Genomic DNA, 18,429 nt, shown 5'->3' on the forward strand with positions numbered 1-18,429 from the left:
CCACGCGAATACTCAGGAATCGATCGCGGAACGTCGCCGAGCAATCGGGTAACCAGGGAAAGACATTGAACACTGCCAGATTTGTTTTCAAATCCCTTATCAAGCGCTGGATGAAAAGCATCTTTTCACGGGGTGATAACCGTAAACGCGAGTTCAAACCCCAGTGGACATCCCAAGGCCCGGGTTCAATCCTCATGGAGCGGTATCACCATATCGACGCCAGCGAGCAGGATAAGGACGGCTTCTACGACTATTACTATGAGTACGATATGTACTACTTCACGGAAGGCACCTTGTCCCTCGTCGCGCGCTGTTACACGGATGATGCTGATGAGGCCAACTTTATGGGCATCGAGTTTGATGGGTATGACCGCGCGCTTGAGCCTGACGATCGGTCTCTCCCGTTGGTGAACGCAGCCTTGGCCCAGTTGACGGCTGATGGAAAAACGAAATTCTTTACGTTCACCGGAAAAGGTTATGAGCCCATATTTGCGGGCAATGAGCATGAAGGCGACATCACGCACGGAGAGCGCATCGAAGTAATCGCGCTGTCCCCAAGTGCTCGCTACCGTGTTCAGGCGACGCCTTACGAGGCACTTGCCACGCAATGGATTTACCCACCCGAGATAATTGACGTCAGGCGCGGCATCCGTGTGTTTGCTTTCGAAGACAACGGCTGGTCGGTCGATCAAGCGCGCTGGCTGGACTGCTCTTGTGTCGAGCTGACCCTGCGCAAATACCCTGGAGGGCTCACCGGTGCTGGAATAGCGGTGATGATTGACTGTGCTCGTGGCTCGGCGGTTTACGGAGAGGGTATTGAGGTGGAGCTATCGAAGCTTGAGCAGGCCCTAGACGCGATGTTGGGTAATATTCAAACCTGAATGCTGGAGTTGACGCCGTTGGGTTTGGTGCTGATCTGGATTGCGCGATGATCGCCTTTTCGGCCTGGAAACATTCCGTGGTCCAGCGCTCCGAATGTTTTCAAGGAAGGTTTTACATAACCTGGCGAAGGTGGGTAGGGCGCAACTCGATGAGCGCATCGGCTCGGTAAAAACCAAAAACATGACGTGTCTTGTGTTCGTAGCAGCAGCTTACCAAATCGATATCACCCGATTCTTTCACGGGCATCAGGGGCGAGCAGACCTTCATTTCGTTGCCCCCCGTTCTCAAGCGCACAACCGTACCTTCGTTGAATAGCTGCATTCTTTTGGCTCCTAAGTCAGCTGTTTCGATATCTATTGCTGAGTCACCCGGGGCATCGAAAGATCAGGGGTTGACGTGGTTGACACCCGGTACAGTGCGTGACGCCAGAAGACTGCATAGCAGACCCACGATGACAAAACATGCCCCCCACGCCGCCGGCAGGCTTAAAACTTCTCCGAACAGAATGAAGGCGAACACAGTGGCAAATAGCGGGTCAGAGGTTTCAATAATTTGAACCCTGCCAGCTTCGCCCAACTTAATGGCCCGAGTCGTTAAATAGAACCCGCCGATAGTTGGAAATACCACCAAGGCTACCAGCGACAGCATTGCGGACAAAGAGGGTGCGCTGAAACCGGCGACGAGCGCTGGCGGGAACAGGTACAGGCTGCCAAAACCGAAAAGCCAGACTAATTGGCAAAGGCCACTGCCGATATTGTTGTATTTGGCGAAAAATATGAACAGTGCGTAACCCAGCCCGCCGAGGAGTGCCAGGGTAGCGCCTTTCATGGAGCCTGACATTTCGCTCCCGGCATTAAACATAAGAAGAATGCCAGCAATAATGGTCAGAAAGCTCACGAGCTTTAGCACCGTCAAGCGTTCCTTCAGGAAGATGGCAGAGAGGAGGATGGTAAAACCACCTGCCGCGTAAGTCAGAAAAGAAACTAGCGAGACGGACGCCTCTGCAAAGGCTTGTGTCTCAAAGAAATACAGGCTGAATATACCCAGGAACGCCAAAACCGCCAACGTTGGCCACTGTTTGCCGACGTTCAACAGTTCGCGTGCCTTGCCCGCCAACAGGCAATAGCCGAGCAGTAAGAAAAAGGCGATGAATGCTTTGGTAAAGGCAATTTGCGACGCCCCCACACCTTGCAGTAACGTCAGTCTGGTGAGCGGGCCAATCAAGCCGTTTAACGCGGCAGCGGTCAGCGCGCATATCGCAAAGTTATTGAAGATTTTCATTTGATCACTTCTGAGAATACGGGTGCGTTGGGCCTTGAAAACGGATGAAAATTTATGAGGTAGGCTAGTAAACTGACCTTTCCTGGCTCACTTGTAAAAATGCCACCCCAGAAATCATCCCATGCCTTGAAGGCTTCATTTTCTCTGAGGATCGCCGTCGCCTTTGCCAAATTCCAATGAGGAATACCTGGCAGGAGGTGGTGAGTCAAATGATAGTTATCCCCGTGCATGCCGATAAACAGTTTTTCGATCCCCCCCGCATAGCGGTTTCGTGAGAAAAAGCTACGACTCGAAAACGCCGCAGACATCATTGGAAAATGTTCCGCCAGCTCGCTGTACCAACCGACAAGCGGGTAGACGATCAAGAAGGGTAAAAACCACAGCAGCAGTACATCAGTGATAACGCCCATTGCGTAGCTGGCAAGTAACACGCCCAGATGAAAGGCAATGATGGCGAGCACTTCTCCACGTTCTTTGGGTGTTTGCAATGCCTTCCCAAGCCGTTCGCGAACGAGATAATAAATGTACTGAGGTGTGAGCCTTCCAAGTGCCGGGCTCAACAGAAAGCGCCACAGGAACGAGGCCCGGGACATTGTATCGTATACGCCAGAATCGACCATGTACTGATAGTCGGGATCGTGTTCCGGATTACCAATGTGGGGGTGGTGAGTCAGTACATGGGATTTGCGATAGCTGTCGAACGATTGGAGTATTGTCCAGCCACACAGTACCCTTCCCAACGTCACATTGAGCAGTTTCGACTTGAACAAGGTGCCGTGCGCCGCTTCGTGCAGGAGGCTGGCCAGCGCGCGCTGACGAGTCCCAATAATCAGAACTGCAATTATCCAGCCCAGCCAGCCAAGGGTTTGACTGGCAAGAACACCCACTGCGATCCAGGCCAGGCTTTCAAGAATAGACAGCATGCCTCTATAATTATTTCTGGCGTACAACGCTTTGATGCGCCGCTTTTGATCGGAGGTCAACACGACCTTATTAAAGTTTCCTTTCACAATACATTCCTGTTATCAATAAATTGCTAGGCGTTCCAAAACAATATTTAAACGCCTCTGTGAAGTTATTTAAAAATGCGGAGCCGAGCAAAAATACCAGCTCTAGAACGGCCTGTTGAAAAGTTGCGACCGACAGGCTCTCCGTAAACCAATAAAGCGCGATTAAAAACAGCACGGCAGCGCAAAGAACTTCCCGGCCCGGGGTGGTTACCTTTCTGACGATAGTATTAATGATTAAGGTGACTACTGGAATGACGCCTGCATAAGGCACCGAGACCGCAGGCGCCGACAAGTACTTTAATGAGTCATAGAGCCCGAACCTGTTGCCCGGCCTGACAATGTTGAGCGCTATCATCACAGGCAGAACTGTGCGGGCTGAAACGCGCACAAGCGCCGTGTCGGTTTTAACCTTGCTGACCACCCGCTCTAAAACAATATCTTTGGTGTACGACAATATGACGTACGAGAATACTAACAGCAGCCCGAGAGAATCACGGCCAAATAACCGATTGCGCGTCACGTTCAGGAGTCTTGCTGAAACATTGAAAAGCAACGACGAAGTCGTGGGGCGTTCAGGCCAGCAGATAATTGAGCTACATCGCACAGAGCGTGCAAGTAACAATCGGAATCTGGGGTGATGGATTTGGGGCGAGGCGCAAGAGCACCCTTCATATAGAGGGTGCAGCATGTGAGGAGGTTAGATGAACTCACCTCAGTACAAAAAACGTTCAAGCGAAAATAAAAACTATCTGACATTTTTACGCTTCCATGCTCGTTGAATCTGTCCGGGCGTGAATTTAATCAATTCTCGATTCTTATGTCAATCCTGTACAGCAGAAAAGACCGTTGTGGCCACTGATGATCAAGTTTATATGATGGTGTTATCGATTAAAGTAATGTTGTCAATTCGTGGCATAACATCCAGCATGAATGGACGCTTTTTGTTTTTCTGATGAATGACCGCGAGTCGTACCTCGCCGTTGTTTTGAACTCGTCTATGGGGCGCGGAGTGCCGCCGTCCCCAAAACAGCCTTGACGGTGCGGAGATTCTTTAATTTTATTTCCTTGATTTAAAACGTTATCTGATCACAGGGCCGACCCCCTCAGGGCAAAACCGGCAACAAAAACCTTCCAATCACCGGCAAATGATCAGAGATCAACAACGTGTCATCCCTGCGCACCCGCGCACTGACACGCTTCAGGCTTGGGCTGTAGAACAGATAATCCACAGTACGGTCCGGCCCGTTGATGCGGCTGTCGTTGGGGAAGCGCGTCAGCCATTTGCTGCGGTCGATGCCGCTGGATTCGGCGTTGTCGGGGATCATCGGGTATTTGTCCCACAGCTCGTGCAGTTCGCTGTCGGCGGCGTAGCCAAGACGCTGTTGCTCGGGGAGGCGCTGGTATTGGCCCAGCGGCAGCAGGTTGAAGTCGCCGCCGATCAGCCAGGGCGTGCCGCCGCTTTCCAGCTTGTCCAGCTGCGTTTCAGTGGCCGCGACCTGTTTTTGTGCGGTGTCGCCGGCGTGTCTGGCGGTGGTCAGGCTGGTGTTGATGACGGCCAGTTTGCCGCCGTCACGCAAGGGCAGGTAGCTGACCAGCAAGGCATCCTTTGGCTGGAACTGACGGCTGATGATGTTGGCGTCGGGCACCGGCAGTTGTATACGTTCGGCGCTGTCGATGTGGAAGCGGCTGAGGGTCGCCAGTTTTCTGCCGACGCTGCCCCAGATATGCGGGTTGGGTACGAACTCTGCCTTCCAGTAGAAGGCCTGCGTGCTGCACGGGTAGAGGTCCGCCACACGCTCCTTGATCAGCGCCAGCTGATCCTGATAGTCGGAGTTCTTGGCGCCATCGTCGACGCCTTGCAGCAGCACGACGTCGGGTTGTTCGTCACGGATGACCCGCGCCACTTCATCCAGATTGTAGGCAAGGTCTTCATGGGTCGGGCGTTCGTCCGGGCCGCTGCCGTCGGCCATGTCGTACCAGAACACGTAGCGTTTACCCGCCAGGTACTGGATGTTCCAGGTCATGACTTTCAGCGCTTGCCCCGGCACCAGTTTCGGTGCCTCGACCGCAGGGTTGCAACTGGCCGTGAGTAATTCACGGGCTGGAGGACGCCAGGTCAGTTGGAAAACCAGTAACAGCAATACGGCGACCAGCAGCAAGCCGTACAGGGTCAGACGTAGCAGTAAACGGGGCATCGGCTCGACTTGGAGCGCCTGGCGCTCAGTGAGGGATTCGGCATCGAGCATACCGAATCGACGCGCCTGACGTCAGCCTTTGCTTCAGGCGCGGTGTGCGGGCTCGCTGATCAGCATGAACAGGCGGAACGTCACAATGGTGGTGAACAGTTGCAGGAAGCTGCCGATGCTGTCGGTGATCACGGAAACCGCTGCACTTTGCGGCTCCGGAAACAGGTACAGGCTGGCGCCCTCAAGCAGCCACAGGGGAATGTAGACGCTCAGCACGCACACCAGAATGCGCGTGAAGTGTCCGGTGGTCATCTGCATGCTTTCGCGCATGGCCATGAACGGTGTGAGTTTGCGCAGAACCAGCAGGTATTCGCTGAACGCCAGTTTGATCATCACCCAGATGCCGGGCACGACGAACAGTGAAAGGCCGAACATGATCAGCAGGGTGCTCATGGCCGACAGCACGGCGAAGGTCGGCCACAGGCGCACGGCCATGGCCAGTACATCGCGGGTGTGTACGTCCTCGCCACGGCTGCGTGCGTCGAGAAACAGGATCAGCGCGGCCGTATAGACAGGGTAGAAAAACAGCCCGATCACCAATGCGTAGGCAGGTGACGTGTCGGCGGACATGGCGCTGCCCAGCGCTTGTTTGGCCAGCACTTCAAGGATCACGACAGGCAGGCACAGCAGCGCGATGCTGCCGAGATTGCGCCGAAAGAAATAAAGCGAATCCTGGATGATGTTCAACGGGTTCATGGAGATAGATCGCAGGCTAAAAGCAGGCGCACACTTTAGCCCATGGCCCCTGTCGAACCAAGCGCAGTGGTTTTCGACGCACGCCTTGTTATCTTTTTCTTCATGTCATTGAAGCGCGTCGATGAGGCCCCATTTTCTGCACATGGTCCTGCCATTGCGGCAGGGAAGAATTCCAGTGGCAACTCAGTGAGGTGGTCATGAACAGCGAAGAGCAAACCCTGATTGACGGTCTTTTCTCGAAACTGAAAGACGCTGAAACGGCATCCGCCCCGCGAGATGCTGCGGCCGAGGCGCGTATCAAGGAGCATCTGACCCGCCAGCCCGCTGCGCCGTATTACATGACGCAGGCGATTCTGGTGCAGGAAGCAGCCGTCAATCAGCTCAATCAGCAGGTAAAACAGCGCGACGAGCAGATTCAGCAGTTGCAGGCCGAGCTCCAGCAGGCCAAGGGGCAAGCCTCATCCGCGCCAGCGAGTGGCGGGTTTTTGTCGAGTATCTTTGGCAGCAGCGCCCCGCGCGCATCGCAGCCGCAACCGAGCCAGCCTTCCAGTGGCGGCTGGCGTGATGGTGGTGGTTTCAATCCTGCACCTGCGCCCGCAGCGCCGCAGGGCGGTTATGCTGCGCCGGCTCCGGCTGCCGGCAGTGGCTTTCTTGGCGGCGCGCTGAAGACCGCGGCCGGTGTAGCGGGCGGTGTGTTGCTGGCAGAAGGTATCAGCAGCATGTTCAGCCACCACAGCCAGCCGCAGGAGATCGTCGAAGTCATTCACGACGCGCCACAGGCTCAGGACACCGGCTCGTTCAATGATCAGGGCGGTTGGGGACAGCCGGATCAGCAGTACACGGCTGACGACAATTTCGACGATGGTGGCGACAGTTTCTCGGACGATGATTCGTTCGTTTGAGGATGTGACGGTCGTTCTTCACGTTCCAGCGCTCATCGTTATGCACAAATCTCCAAGAGCCCGAAAAGCGTGACTTTCGGGCTTCTGCCCGCAGGTCGGGGGCGGCGATCCGCGTTGCTCACGAATACGATGGTACAGATGCTCCATCTTCAGGGGTTACCGGCCTCTTCGCGAGCAAGCTCGCTCCCACGGCCTGCGGCCAGAATCAAGAGCAGACTTGTGTATAACGATGAGCGCTGGAGCGTGGGAACGATAATCTGTGCCATGACGCGCGGGCTTCGCAGCGGCCGGTACCGATCCATCCCTCAATTCCTTCCTCAAACTGGCATACTGGGCGCCGATTCACGTTCCGGATCGCTGTAACCCGTGGGCATGTTGCCCGCCATGAGGAATTGCGGTGAAGAAGATCGCGGTGTTCGCCGACGTGCAGAACCTGTATTACACCGTGCGCCAGGCGCATGGCTGTCATTTCAATTACGCCGCCTTGTGGGCGGATATCAGCAAGCGCGGCGAGATCGTTCACGCGTTTGCGTACGCCATCGATCGTGGCGACAGCAAGCAACAGCAGTTCCAGCAGATCCTGCGCAATCTGGGGTTCACGGTCAGGCTCAAGCCCTACATCCAGCGCAGCGATGGTTCGGCCAAAGGGGACTGGGATGTCGGCATCACCATCGATATCATGGATTTCGCGCCGCAAGTGGACGAAGTCGTGCTGGCGTCCGGTGATGGCGATTTCGACATGTTGCTCGAACGCGTGATCAGCAAGCATGGGGTCGAGGCGGTCGCCTATGGCGTGCCGGGGCTGACCGCGAACTCGTTGATCCGCGCCGCCAGCCATTACGTGCCGATCGAAGGCGCGTTGTTGTTGAAATGAATTTACAGGGCCAGGCCAGTGTTGGAACGTATTGCAGTCATCGACTTTGAAACCACCGGGATTTCCCCGGGCCATAGCTGCCGGGCGACCGAGATTGCGGTGGTGATCATGGAGCAGGGGCGTATCGTCGAGCGTTTTCAGAGCCTGATGAATGCGGGCGTGCGTATTCCTGCGTTCATCGAAGGGTTGACCGGCATCAGCAACAACATGATTCGTACCGCCCCCAGCGCCGAAAGGGTGATGGGCGATGTGGCGGATTTCGTCGGTTCGACCCCGCTGGTGGCGCACAACGCCTCGTTCGACCAGAAGTTCTGGGATTACGAGTTGTCGCGTATCGAGCGCACGCGCGAACAGAGCTTCGCCTGTTCGCTGCTGTTGGCCCGACGCCTGATGCCTGGCGCACCGAATCACAAGCTCGGCACGTTGACCCGTTATGCGCGGCTGCCCGACACCGGCAAGGCTCACCGGGCGATGGCCGATGCGGAAATGGCGGCCAACCTGACGGCGTACCTGACCAACGAATTGCGCCAGACCCACGGCATCTCTGCCATTTCTCACAAAATGCTGTGCTCCCTGCAGAAAGTCCCCGCCGCGAAGATCAACGAAACGCTGAAGCGCCAGCGCGGCGTCTGACCTGTTCTTGTCAGTGCTCCTTTTTGCCGTTGCTGATCAAGTAATCGGCCGGCAGGCTGCGCTCAACTGCCGTCGACAGCACGATTGACGTTTTGCTGAAGCCAAACTTGGCGATTCGGTTGATCAGGTCTTCCAGGTGCGGCATCGAATCGACCGCCGCGCGCATGATCACACACGGGTCGCCCGTCACCCGGTAACACTGGATCAGTTCGGGGACTTTCCACAGGTCCTTGTAGGCCTGCTGATTGCCATGGCTGCCCATGCGCAGTTCGATGATGCATTGAATCGGCAGGCCGACTTTCGACAGATCGACCTTGGCCTCGTAACCGGTAATCACGCCACTGGCTTCCAGCTTGGCGACCCGCTCGGCCACCGCGGGCGCGGACAGGTTGACCAGTTTCGCCAGCTGCGCAAAAGACGCCCGGCCATTTTTCAGCAGCTCATCGAGCAGAATCCGATCGTATTTATCCAGGGTCATGGCGTGCCTCGTGCCGAGCGATGGGCGGTTTTAAAATAAAAGGAAAGAAGGCCTGACAAGCATTGAATCGTAAGTTTCAGCGCGTTTTAAACAGGTTTGTCTGCTTAATATCCGCCTTCGGCCTTCATACAATAGGTCAACCATAACAATGATCCCAGAGCCTAGCCATGCCTCAATCCGTTCGCGTTTCGCCCTTGCTCATCGGCGCCTTTCTGGCTTTGTACCTGATCTGGGGTTCTACCTATCTGGTGATCCGCATCGGCGTGGAATCATGGCCGCCGTTGATGATGGCCGGTGTGCGCTTTCTGATTGCTGGTTGCCTGATGTACGGCTTTTTAAGGTTTCGCGGCGTGCCGGCGCCGACCTGGGCTGAGTGGAAAGCCGCGTTCGTGATTGGCTTCCTGCTGCTGGCCTGCGGTAACGGCGGTGTGACCCTGGCCGAACACGCAGGCGTTGCGTCAGGTGTGGCAGCGCTGGCGGTGGCGACCATGCCGCTGTTTACCCTGCTGTTCGGGCTGTTCTGGGGCAATCGCACCACTAACCTTGAATGGGCAGGCATCGCGCTGGGCCTGATCGGCATCGGCCTGTTGAACCTCGGCTCCAATTTGCAGGCCAGCCCTTATGGCGCCGCCGTGGTGATCTTTGCCGCCGCCGCCTGGGCATTCGGTTCGGTGCTGAGCAAGCACCTGCCGTTGCCGAAGGGGCCGATGGCCAGTGCGGCGGAAATGATCACGGCGGGAGCGACGCTGCTGATCGGCAGTGCCTTGAGTGGCGAGCGTCTAACGCATATGCCGACGGCGGCGGGCTGGGGCGCGCTGCTGTATCTGGTGGTGTTCGGCTCTATCGTCGCGTTCAGCGCTTATATGTACCTGCTCAAGAACGTGCGCCCGGCAGCGGCGACCAGCTACGCCTACGTCAACCCGGCTGTGGCAGTGATGCTCGGCGTGGTGTTCGCTGGCGAAACGATTGGTGTCGAAGAGTGCATGGCCATGGTGGTGATCATCAGTGCTGTGGTGCTGATTGGCCTGCCGCAATGGCGCCGGTCGCCGCCGCAAGAGGCCGTATCGACACGCACAAGCTAACCGAGGCGCGCCGGACAGGTTAAACTGCGCGCCTTGCGTTGAATCTTTCCTACGGTATTTCCATGACATTCGCCTCTCTCGGCCTGATCGAACCCTTGCTGCGCGCCCTCGAAGCGCTCGGTTACCAGACTCCGACGCCTGTACAGACTCAGGCAATTCCTCCGGTACTGGCGGGCCGCGATCTGATGGCTGCTGCGCAGACCGGCACCGGCAAGACCGCAGGTTTTGCCCTGCCGCTGCTGCAACGGCTGACCATGGAAGGCCCGAAAGTCGCGCCCAACTCGATTCGCGCGCTGGTGCTGGCGCCGACCCGCGAGCTGGCCGATCAGGTTCATGAAAGCATTCGTCAGTACGCCGAGCATCTGCCGCTGACCACCTACGCGGCTTACGGCGGTGTGAGCATCAACCCGCAGATGATGAAGCTGCGCAGGGGCGTGGACGTGCTGGTCGCGACCCCAGGCCGCTTGCTCGATCTGCATCGCCAGAACGCGGTCAAGTTCTCCCAGTTACAGGCGCTGATCCTCGATGAAGCTGACCGTATGCTCGACTTGGGCTTTGCCGAGGAATTGCGCGGTATTTATGCCGTGCTGCCCAAGCAGCGCCAGACCCTGCTGTTCTCCGCAACGTTCTCCGACGAGATTCGTCTGCTGGCCGCGCAGATGCTCAATGACCCGCTGACCATCGAAGTCAGCCCGCGCAATGTCGCGGCGTCGTCGGTCAAGCAATGGGTCGTGACTGTCGACAAGAAGCGCAAGGCGGATCTGTTCATCCATCTGATGAAGAAGCATCGCTGGGGGCAGGTGCTGGTGTTCGCCAAGACCCGGGTTGGCGTCGATCAACTGGTGGATCGCTTGCAGGGTTTGGGCATGAACGCCGACGGCATTCACGGCGACAAGCCGCAGGCCACCCGCCAGCGTGCGCTGGACCGCTTCAAGAGCAATGAAGTGAAGATTCTGGTGGCCACCGACGTGGCGGCGCGCGGTCTGGACATCGATGACCTGCCGACCGTGGTCAACCTGGACCTGCCGATTGTGGCCGAGGATTACATCCACCGTATTGGCCGCACCGGCCGTGCGGGGCTGACGGGCGAGGCGATTTCGCTGGTGTGTGCCGATGAGGTTGAGTTGCTGTCAGCCATCGAAGTGCTGACCCGCCAGACTCTGGAGCGCAAGGAAGAGCAGGACTTCGAACCGGAGCATCGCGTGCCGAGTACGGATGCCAGCGGCCAGATCCTGAAAAAGCCCAAGAAACCGAAGAAACCCAAGGTGTCGGGCAGCAAGCGCAACCTGGGCAAATGGGTCGACAGCGGCGAGTCCGAGCCTGCGCCGGTGGTCAAGCCGGTGCGTAAAGTCCCGGTCTTCAACACCGGTCCGCGCAAGAAGAAGCCTTGAAGCGCAGTGCGCATTCAACGCGGACGGAGCGCTCATTGCTATACACAAGTTCGTTTTTGATTCTGGCCGGAGGCCGTAGGAGCGAACTTGTTCGCGAAGGGGCCCGTATAATCGCCGAAAATGCATCGATTGAAACACCCTCTTCGCGAACAAGCGAAGCGTCGCCCGGTTCGCTCCCACGGCCTTCGGGCAGAATCAAAAGCGGACTTTTACATAACAATAAGCGCGGAGCGTGGCGACGATCATGATCAGCGCGATTGCAGCCACTCGACCATCCCCAACCCCGCAGCGCGGCCGCTGGCGAAGCAGGCGGTCAGCAGGTAGCCGCCGGTCGGCGCTTCCCAGTCGATCATTTCACCGGCGCAGAATACGCCGGGCAGTTGCCTGAGCATCAGGCGCTCGTCCATGGCCTCGAAGGTAACGCCCCCTGCGGTGCTAATGGCCTCATCAATGGGGCGCGGTTTGATCAGGGGCAGTGGCAGCGCCTTGATGGCCTCGCTCAACAGCTGCGGATCGGCAAACGCTTCACGAGGCGCCAGCTCGCGCAGCAGCGCTGCCTTCGCGCCGTCCAGCCCCAATTGGCTGTGCAGATGCTTAGACATCGAGCGAGAGCCGCGGGGTTTGCTCAGGGCTTTTTGAATGTCTGTCAGCGCTTTGCCGGGCAGCAGATCGATATCCACAACCGCTGAGCCGTAGAGGTTGATCTGTTCACGAATCTGCGCCGACAGCGCATACACCAGGCTACCTTCCACGCCCGTCGCGGTCAGCACACATTCGCCCAGACGCAGGGCATGGCCATGCAGGCCCATCGCGATATTTTTCAGTGGCGCACCGGCAAACTTGTCACGCAGCAGGTCGCTCCAGGCGCTCACCTCGAAACCACAATTGGCGGCCTGCAAAGGCGCAACCTCGACCTGCCTTGCCTGCAGCCATGGCAGCCAGGCCCCGTCAGACCCCAGCCGCGCCCAACTGGCGCCGCCCAGCGCCAGCAACGTGGCTGCAGGTTTGATCGCCAGTTCACCGTCAGCATTCGTGATACGCAGGCTGCCATCGGCGTTCCAGCCCGACCAGCGATGCCGCGTGTGAATCGTGACACCCGCGTCACGCAACCGCTTGAGCCAGGCGCGTAGCAGGGGGGCGGCTTTCATGTCTGTGGGAAACACGCGCCCCGAGCTGCCGACAAAGGTCTCGATGCCCAGTACATGAATCCACTGGCACAGCGCATCAGCGTCAAAGCCGCGCAACAGCGGTGCGATCATCGGCGACCGTTCGGCATAGCGCGCCAGAAAAGCCGGGTAGGGCTCGGAGTGGGTTATGTTCATACCGCCCACCCCGGCGAGCAGAAACTTGCGCCCAACCGACGGCATGCCGTCGTACAGGTCGACCCTCAGTCCGGCCTGGCTCAACACTTCTGCTGCCATCAGCCCCGCAGGGCCGCCTCCGATGATGGCGACGGTTCGGGCAGTGGAGGGGGCGAGGTCGGTCATGGTCAACGAAATATCGATAGCAGAGGGGTGGGGCATTCTACCCGAGCGCTCTTTCAAGGTGTGGCGCACGTCATGCGCTGCGACTGAGGCGAAGTACCGCGCAGGGTCACAGGCCCATGTCGTTCCAGACCCGTTGCGCACTGTGATGGAGGATCCCGTGGCGCCTTGCCAGTGCCTGGCGGTCCTTGCTGTAGCCACCGCCGATCACGCCCATGACCGGAATGTCGCGGCCCAGGCAATGACGCAGCACCGCTTCGTCGCGATTGGCCAGCCCCTGGTCGCTGAGCTGCAGATAGCCCAGCGCATCATCCTTGTGGACATCCACACCTGCGTCGTACAGCACCAGGTCAGGCTTGTAGAACGGCAGCAGGTAGTTGAGCAGGTCGTCGACCACATTGAGGTAATCGGCGTCGCCCATGCCCATTGGCAGCGGGATATCCCAGTCGCTCTGCGCTTTGCGTGCCGGGAAGTTCTTTTCGCAGTGCAGCGAGACGGTAATGGCGTCCTCGGTATCGGCCAGAATGCGCGCCGTGCCGTCACCCTGATGCACATCGCAGTCAAAGATCAGGACCTTGTCCACGCGGCCGCTTTGCAGCAGGTACTGACTGATCACCGCCAGGTCATTGAAAATGCAGAAACCCGCCGGGTAGTCATAGTGCGCATGGTGGGTGCCGCCCGCCAGATGACAGGCCAGGCCATGCGTGAGGGCCTGTTCGGCCGTCAGCAGTGAGCCGCCTACCGCACGGATGGTCCGGCGTGCCAGAGCCTCGCTCCACGGCAGTCCGAGACGCCGCTGGTCTTCGCGCGACAGATCGCCGCTAAGGTAGCGGCTGATGTAGGAAGGATCGTGAGCCAGCGCCAGAATGTCCGCCGGGCACAACTCGGGACGCATTAATTGAACGTCACTGGTCAGGCCGCTGTCGATCAAGTAATCGCGCAACAAACGAAACTTGTCCATCGGGAAGCGATGATCCGCCGGGAAGTCCGGGCTGTAGTCTTCGTGGTAGATAAGCGGTAGGGACATTTTGCGTCCGTTGAGGGGCCGAAGCCCGATAGTGCCAGTAAAGTATTCGCACGCCCAGTTGTGTGGCGCAGTGGATACCCGCACTGACGCCCATTCATGTCTCGTTACACGGGGGAATCGATGGAACCGATACTCAAGCTTGATAGCGCCCGGCTGCGGATGCGGCAGTGGCGTGACGATGACTTGCCGGCGTTCGCCCGGATGAGTGCGGACCCTCGCGTCATGCGCTATTTTCCGAAGCCCCTGAGCCACCTTGAAAGTGCTGCCATGATCGGGCGGCTGCGGGGTCATTTTGCCGAACTGGGTTTCGGGCTCTGGGCGCTGGAGCGCAAGGACACCGGCGAGTTCATCGGTTTTACCGGGCTGCATGTGGTGGGTTTCAAGGCGCCTTTCACCCCGGCCGTGGAGATCGGCTGGCGCCTGGCTTATGACCACTGGGGCCTGGGCTTTGCCAGCGAGGCGGCCTGGACCGCGCTGGGCTGTGGTTTCGAGCGCCTGGAGCTGAAGGAGATCGTGTCGTTCACGGCGGTCAATAATCAGCCGTCACAAAAGGTGATGCAGGCAATCGGTATGCAGCAGGATGAGTCCGGCAGTTTCGATCACCCGAACCTTGAGGACGGTCACCCGCTCAAGCCGCACGTGCTGTACCGGATCAGCCATGAGCAGTGGCTCAAGACGCTGAAGCCTTGATCAGGGTGCAGATTGAATTAAGCCAACCATCTTAAGTCTGTATCATTCCGTTCCAGTGGGATGGGCCCGAGGCCTGTCGGAAAATGCAGCGACTGCTGTTGCCGTACCAGTGCAAAGTCGATGTACGAGAGGAATGAGAATGAGCCAAGTGCTGGATGATCTGGTTGAGTTGCTGACGCTGGAAGCCATTGAAGAAAACCTGTTCCGCGGGCATAGCCAGGATTTGGGCTTTCGCCAATTGTTTGGTGGTCAGGTGCTGGGTCAGTCGTTGTCCGCCGCCAGTCAGACGGTCGAAGAGGACCGTCATGTTCACTCGTTGCACGGCTACTTCCTGCGTCCCGGCGATGCCGGTTTGCCGGTGGTCTATCAGGTGGACCGCGTACGTGACGGCGGCAGTTTCAGCACGCGCCACGTCACTGCCATCCAGAAGGGCAAGCCAATCTTCACCTGCAGTGCTTCGTTTCAGTACGACGAAGAGGGCTTCGAGCACCAGGCGACGATGCCGCAGATTGTCGGCCCGGAAGACCTGCCGTCCGAGCTGGAGTTGCTGACCCGCCGCGCGCACCTGATTCCTGAAGCGATGCACGACAAGTTTCTGCGCCCCAAACCGATCCAGTTCCGCCCGGTGACTTCCGAGGATCCCTACGACCCCAAGCCCGGCGAGCCCGTGAAATACGTGTGGTTCCGCGCCGATGGCAGCCTCTCGGATGTGCAGGCGCTGCATCGTTACATGCTCGCCTATGCCTCCGACTTCAACTTGCTGACCACATCATTGCTGCCGCACGGCAAGACGGTCTGGCAGCGCGACATGCAGGTTGCCAGCCTTGACCACTCGCTGTGGTTCCACAACGACCTGCGCACCGATGACTGGCTGCTCTACGCGATGGACAGCCCGTGGGCAGGCAACTCGCGCGGCTTCTCGCGCGGCAGTATCTTCAACCGCGCCGGGCAACTGGTCGCATCGGTCAGTCAGGAAGGGCTGATCCGCCATCGTAAGGATTGGGCATGACACTCGAAGGTATACGGCACTGGGTGTTCGACATGGACGGTACCTTGACCGTCCCTATCCACGACTTCCCGGCCATCAAACGTGAATTGGGCATCCCCCAGGACGACGACATTCTTGGGCATCTTGCTGCGTTGCCCGCTGAGGAATCGGCGGCCAAGCACGCCTGGCTGCTGGAGCATGAACGCGAGCTGGCACTGGCTTCGCAGCCTGCCGAGGGCGCGGTCGAACTGGTTCGCGAGTTGTCGGCGCGCGGTTATCAACTGGGCATACTCACCCGTAACGCTCAGGAGCTGGCGTATATCACCTTGAAGGCTATCGGCCTGGATGACTGCTTTGCCGTCGAGGATGTGCTGGGCCGCGACGAGGCGACTCCCAAACCGGACCCGGCAGGTTTGCTGCAGCTGGCCACTCGCTGGAGTGTCGAGCCGGAGCAGATGGTCATGATCGGCGACTATATGCATGACCTGAACTGCGGCCGTGCGGCGGGCGCCAAGACCGTTCTGGTCAACCTGAAGGACAACCCATGGCCAGAGCTGACTGACTGGCACGCGGTGGATTGCACAGTGCTGCGCGGGATGCTGGGGTGATCTGAGCTGCTTATTGTGCCAATGCGGAGCGCTCATCGTTATCCACAAGTCTTTGTGGGAGCGACCGGGGCGGCGATCCGCATTGCTCGCGAAGACGGTATTTCAGTCGATGCATTTTCGACGATTATGTTGACCCTTTCGCGAACAAGTTCGCTCCCACGGCCTCCGGCCAGAATCAAAAGCGGACTTGTATGTAGCGTTGAACGCGGAGCGTGGGGACGATAGTTATATCCATATCACTCAAAACGGCTTGAACAGCACCGCCTGGCCTTGCGGTGAGGTGAAGATCCCGTCGCCGTTGTGGCCGACTTTCGGCACGATCACCAGGCGCTGGTTCAACCCTTCCGGGTGACGCTTCTGCAGATAGTTGAAGTAGTTCTGCCCGCGAATCAGGCGGTAGGCGCCTTGCGCTTCGGCGGCACAGGTCTTGTCCAGCGCCGGGTGGTTGCGGTCGGTGTCCAGCTCGCCCATCAGGTAAGTGATGTCGCGCTTCACGTAATTCTTCTCGATGTCAGCCGGCTTTTCCTTGCCCGAGTAGAACGGCATCTTGTTGAGGCCGTATTTCCAGTCGTTGAAGTTCGGGCAGCTTTGCGCGGTTACCGGTTCAGGCCGTTCCGCGTCGAAGTAAGCGTAGGACGACGGATTGGCGATCACGTAGCGCAGCTTCACCCCTTCACGTTGCAGCAGGGCGTCTTCCTTGCCGCCGATCATTGCGTAGCGCTGCACCACCTGGGCACCACCGGAGTGCCCGGCAATGACGATTTCCTTCAGGTTGGGAAACAGCTTGCTGTCGCTCAGGCGCTTGAGGATGTGGTCCAGCACCAGGAACGAGCTGACCGGCTTGGGATCGGTGGAAGTCGCGCCTTCCATCCAGCTGTTCTGGCGCCAGCGCAGGATCGAGTCAGGCAAGTGGTGCGCAACGATATCCCTTTCATCCAGAAATTGCGGGGCGATCAGCAAGGTCTTGCCGCGCTCTCTGGACTGGTTGGCCGCGCGTTCTATGCTGCGCAGGTAGGTTTGCGCATTGCGCAGGCGACCGTGCAGGACGATCACCACGCGTTCGATCTTCGGCTTGGGGTGTACCCACTCCTGGCTCAGCCCGAGGGTCGCCTCTGCGCCATTGATGGCGAGGCGATCCGGGCTGATGGAATTGACCGCTTGATCCTCGGCATGCGCCCCGAGGCTCACGAAGGCAGTGCTCAACAACAGGACCAGAAGCGGTTTAATCATGTGCTCAGAGACTCTTGGCGGCGAATGTATCGCATTGATTGATTTGACCTTGGGCAAAGCCTGCCTTGAACCAGCGTACACGCTGTGCAGACGTGCCGTGAGTGAAGGAGTCTGGGGCGACTCGACCACTGCTTTGCTGTTGCAAGCGATCATCGCCGATAGCGTTGGCCGCGTTCAATGCTTCTTCAATATCACCCGGCTCGAGCCAGTTCAAACGATTTTGTGCGTTGTAGGCCCAAACACCGGCAAAGCAGTCCGCTTGCAGCTCCTGGCGGACCAGTAAACCGTTGGCACCTTCCATTTTCTGTCCGGCTTGGCGAGCCTTGTCGACCTTGGCGGAAATGCCCAGCAGGGTCTGCACATGGTGCCCGACTTCGTGGGCGATCACGTAAGCCTGAGCGAAGTCGCCAGCGGCGGAAAAGCGCTGGGCCATTTCACGGAAGAACTCCATGTCCAGATAGACCTGCTGGTCAGCCGGGCAATAGAACGGACCTGTTGCCGACGTGGCGCGACCGCAGGCGGAGTTGACCTGGCCGCTGAACAGCACCAGCGTAGGGTCCTTGTATTCGCGACCGTTCTGGGCGAATACGGCGCGCCAGGTGTCTTCGGTATCGCCAAGGATGCTGCGCACGAATTCGGCCTGCTGGTCGTTGGCCGGCGGCGCTTCACGCGTTTGCGCGCTGGGCGGGGCACTTTGCTCGGTCACTTGGCCGGTCAACTGGCCAAGAATCTGCATCGGGTCCTGGCCGGTCAGCAGGCCGATGGCGACGATGATCACGATGCCGCCGATACCCAGCCCTTTGCCGCCGATGCGCATGCCACCGCCGCCGCCACCACTGCTGCCGCCATCGCGCGCATCGACTACGTTGTCGCTGCGTCGGCCTTTTTTCCAGAGCATGTCGGATCCCTCTTCTTTTCGTGCAATGA

General features: G+C 58.5%; 20 protein-coding genes. 9 read left to right on the top strand and 11 right to left on the bottom strand.

What is annotated here, in order from left to right:
* Window positions 1–110: 110 nt before the first annotated feature.
* On the top strand, window positions 111–881 hold the full coding sequence (locus LIX91_RS11645; protein WP_032703280.1) for a hypothetical protein: 771 nt from the start codon (window positions 111–113) through the stop codon (window positions 879–881).
* Window positions 882–993: 112 nt separating this feature from the next.
* Here LIX91_RS11645 and LIX91_RS11650 read toward each other — a convergent pair whose 3' ends face one another.
* The 6 genes from LIX91_RS11650 to LIX91_RS11675 all read right to left on the bottom strand — a co-directional run bounded on the left by LIX91_RS11650 (window position 994) and on the right by LIX91_RS11675 (window position 6,115).
* The gene (locus tag LIX91_RS11650; protein ID WP_032703258.1) at window positions 994–1,203 is read right to left on the bottom strand and encodes a hypothetical protein; all 210 of its coding nucleotides are present in this window, start codon (window positions 1,201–1,203) and stop codon (window positions 994–996) included.
* 63 nt (window positions 1,204–1,266) lie between these two features.
* Window positions 1,267–2,163 carry a DMT family transporter gene (locus LIX91_RS11655; RefSeq protein WP_003419133.1) on the bottom strand — a complete coding sequence of 299 codons (897 nt, stop codon included), beginning with the start codon at window positions 2,161–2,163 and terminating at the stop codon, window positions 1,267–1,269.
* Entirely contained in the window at window positions 2,160–3,173 is a 1,014-nt protein-coding gene (locus LIX91_RS11660; protein ID WP_003419131.1) for a fatty acid desaturase family protein, read from the bottom strand. The genes LIX91_RS11655 and LIX91_RS11660 overlap by 4 nt, the downstream gene beginning before the upstream one ends.
* Window positions 3,157–3,693 (bottom strand): hypothetical protein, encoded by a 537-nt coding sequence (locus LIX91_RS11665; protein WP_226488519.1) that lies wholly within the window; start codon window positions 3,691–3,693, stop codon window positions 3,157–3,159. The genes LIX91_RS11660 and LIX91_RS11665 overlap by 17 nt, the downstream gene beginning before the upstream one ends.
* Before the next feature lie 583 nt (window positions 3,694–4,276).
* On the bottom strand, window positions 4,277–5,419 hold the full coding sequence (locus LIX91_RS11670) for an endonuclease/exonuclease/phosphatase family protein (protein ID WP_103696316.1): 1,143 nt from the start codon (window positions 5,417–5,419) through the stop codon (window positions 4,277–4,279).
* Window positions 5,420–5,452: 33 nt separating this feature from the next.
* Window positions 5,453–6,115 carry a YciC family protein gene (locus LIX91_RS11675; protein ID WP_003368738.1) on the bottom strand — a complete coding sequence of 221 codons (663 nt, stop codon included), beginning with the start codon at window positions 6,113–6,115 and terminating at the stop codon, window positions 5,453–5,455.
* Between the two features lie 197 nt (window positions 6,116–6,312).
* Between LIX91_RS11675 and LIX91_RS11680 the strand changes: the two genes are divergently transcribed.
* The 3 genes from LIX91_RS11680 (at window position 6,313) to LIX91_RS11690 (ending at window position 8,524) form a co-directional block, all read left to right on the top strand.
* Entirely contained in the window at window positions 6,313–7,017 is a 705-nt protein-coding gene (locus LIX91_RS11680; protein ID WP_004411886.1) for a DUF2076 domain-containing protein, read from the top strand.
* A gap of 397 nt (window positions 7,018–7,414) precedes the next feature.
* Window positions 7,415–7,891: an NYN domain-containing protein gene (locus tag LIX91_RS11685; protein WP_003419124.1), complete on the top strand. Its 477-nt coding sequence runs from the start codon at window positions 7,415–7,417 to the stop codon at window positions 7,889–7,891.
* A gap of 21 nt (window positions 7,892–7,912) precedes the next feature.
* Window positions 7,913–8,524, top strand: coding sequence for a PolC-type DNA polymerase III (locus LIX91_RS11690; protein WP_003340797.1), 612 nt, complete (start codon window positions 7,913–7,915; stop codon window positions 8,522–8,524).
* A 10-nt stretch (window positions 8,525–8,534) separates the two neighbouring features.
* On the opposite strand, the gene LIX91_RS11695 is transcribed toward LIX91_RS11690, so the two are convergent.
* Window positions 8,535–9,002 (bottom strand): Lrp/AsnC family transcriptional regulator, encoded by a 468-nt coding sequence (locus LIX91_RS11695; RefSeq protein ID WP_003419123.1) that lies wholly within the window; start codon window positions 9,000–9,002, stop codon window positions 8,535–8,537.
* Window positions 9,003–9,169: 167 nt separating this feature from the next.
* Here LIX91_RS11695 and yedA point away from each other — a divergent pair, with 167 nt between their 5' ends.
* Together yedA and LIX91_RS11705 are read left to right on the top strand one after the other, a co-directional pair.
* Complete coding sequence (yedA, locus tag LIX91_RS11700; protein ID WP_100073510.1) at window positions 9,170–10,084, top strand: drug/metabolite exporter YedA; 915 nt, start codon at window positions 9,170–9,172, stop codon at window positions 10,082–10,084.
* A 62-nt stretch (window positions 10,085–10,146) separates the two neighbouring features.
* A complete protein-coding gene (locus LIX91_RS11705) occupies window positions 10,147–11,475 on the top strand; it encodes a DEAD/DEAH box helicase (protein WP_032703256.1) in 1,329 nt (442 codons plus the stop codon).
* Between the two features lie 248 nt (window positions 11,476–11,723).
* Here LIX91_RS11705 and LIX91_RS11710 read toward each other — a convergent pair whose 3' ends face one another.
* The gene (locus LIX91_RS11710; protein WP_226488551.1) at window positions 11,724–12,962 is read right to left on the bottom strand and encodes a TIGR03862 family flavoprotein; all 1,239 of its coding nucleotides are present in this window, start codon (window positions 12,960–12,962) and stop codon (window positions 11,724–11,726) included.
* 106 nt (window positions 12,963–13,068) lie between these two features.
* The gene (locus LIX91_RS11715) at window positions 13,069–13,986 is read right to left on the bottom strand and encodes a histone deacetylase (RefSeq protein ID WP_100073508.1); all 918 of its coding nucleotides are present in this window, start codon (window positions 13,984–13,986) and stop codon (window positions 13,069–13,071) included.
* 120 nt (window positions 13,987–14,106) lie between these two features.
* Between LIX91_RS11715 and LIX91_RS11720 the strand changes: the two genes are divergently transcribed.
* The 3 genes from LIX91_RS11720 to LIX91_RS11730 all read left to right on the top strand — a co-directional run bounded on the left by LIX91_RS11720 (window position 14,107) and on the right by LIX91_RS11730 (window position 16,272).
* Window positions 14,107–14,676 (top strand): GNAT family N-acetyltransferase, encoded by a 570-nt coding sequence (locus LIX91_RS11720; protein WP_003313831.1) that lies wholly within the window; start codon window positions 14,107–14,109, stop codon window positions 14,674–14,676.
* Window positions 14,677–14,815: 139 nt separating this feature from the next.
* Window positions 14,816–15,685: an acyl-CoA thioesterase II gene (tesB, locus tag LIX91_RS11725; RefSeq protein WP_003424653.1), complete on the top strand. Its 870-nt coding sequence runs from the start codon at window positions 14,816–14,818 to the stop codon at window positions 15,683–15,685.
* Window positions 15,682–16,272: an HAD family hydrolase gene (locus LIX91_RS11730; protein WP_003419117.1), complete on the top strand. Its 591-nt coding sequence runs from the start codon at window positions 15,682–15,684 to the stop codon at window positions 16,270–16,272. Before tesB ends, LIX91_RS11730 begins: the two co-directional genes overlap by 4 nt.
* A 240-nt stretch (window positions 16,273–16,512) precedes the next feature.
* On the opposite strand, the gene LIX91_RS11735 is transcribed toward LIX91_RS11730, so the two are convergent.
* Both LIX91_RS11735 and LIX91_RS11740 read right to left on the bottom strand, forming a co-directional pair.
* Window positions 16,513–17,502: a hypothetical protein gene (locus LIX91_RS11735; protein ID WP_003313828.1), complete on the bottom strand. Its 990-nt coding sequence runs from the start codon at window positions 17,500–17,502 to the stop codon at window positions 16,513–16,515.
* A 4-nt stretch (window positions 17,503–17,506) separates the two neighbouring features.
* Window positions 17,507–18,400 (bottom strand): neutral zinc metallopeptidase, encoded by an 894-nt coding sequence (locus LIX91_RS11740; protein ID WP_003313827.1) that lies wholly within the window; start codon window positions 18,398–18,400, stop codon window positions 17,507–17,509.
* Window positions 18,401–18,429: the final 29 nt, after the last annotated feature.

It is taken from the genome of Pseudomonas sp. B20 (assembly GCF_020515755.1).
Taxonomy (GTDB): Bacteria; Pseudomonadota; Gammaproteobacteria; order Pseudomonadales; family Pseudomonadaceae; genus Aquipseudomonas; species Aquipseudomonas syringae.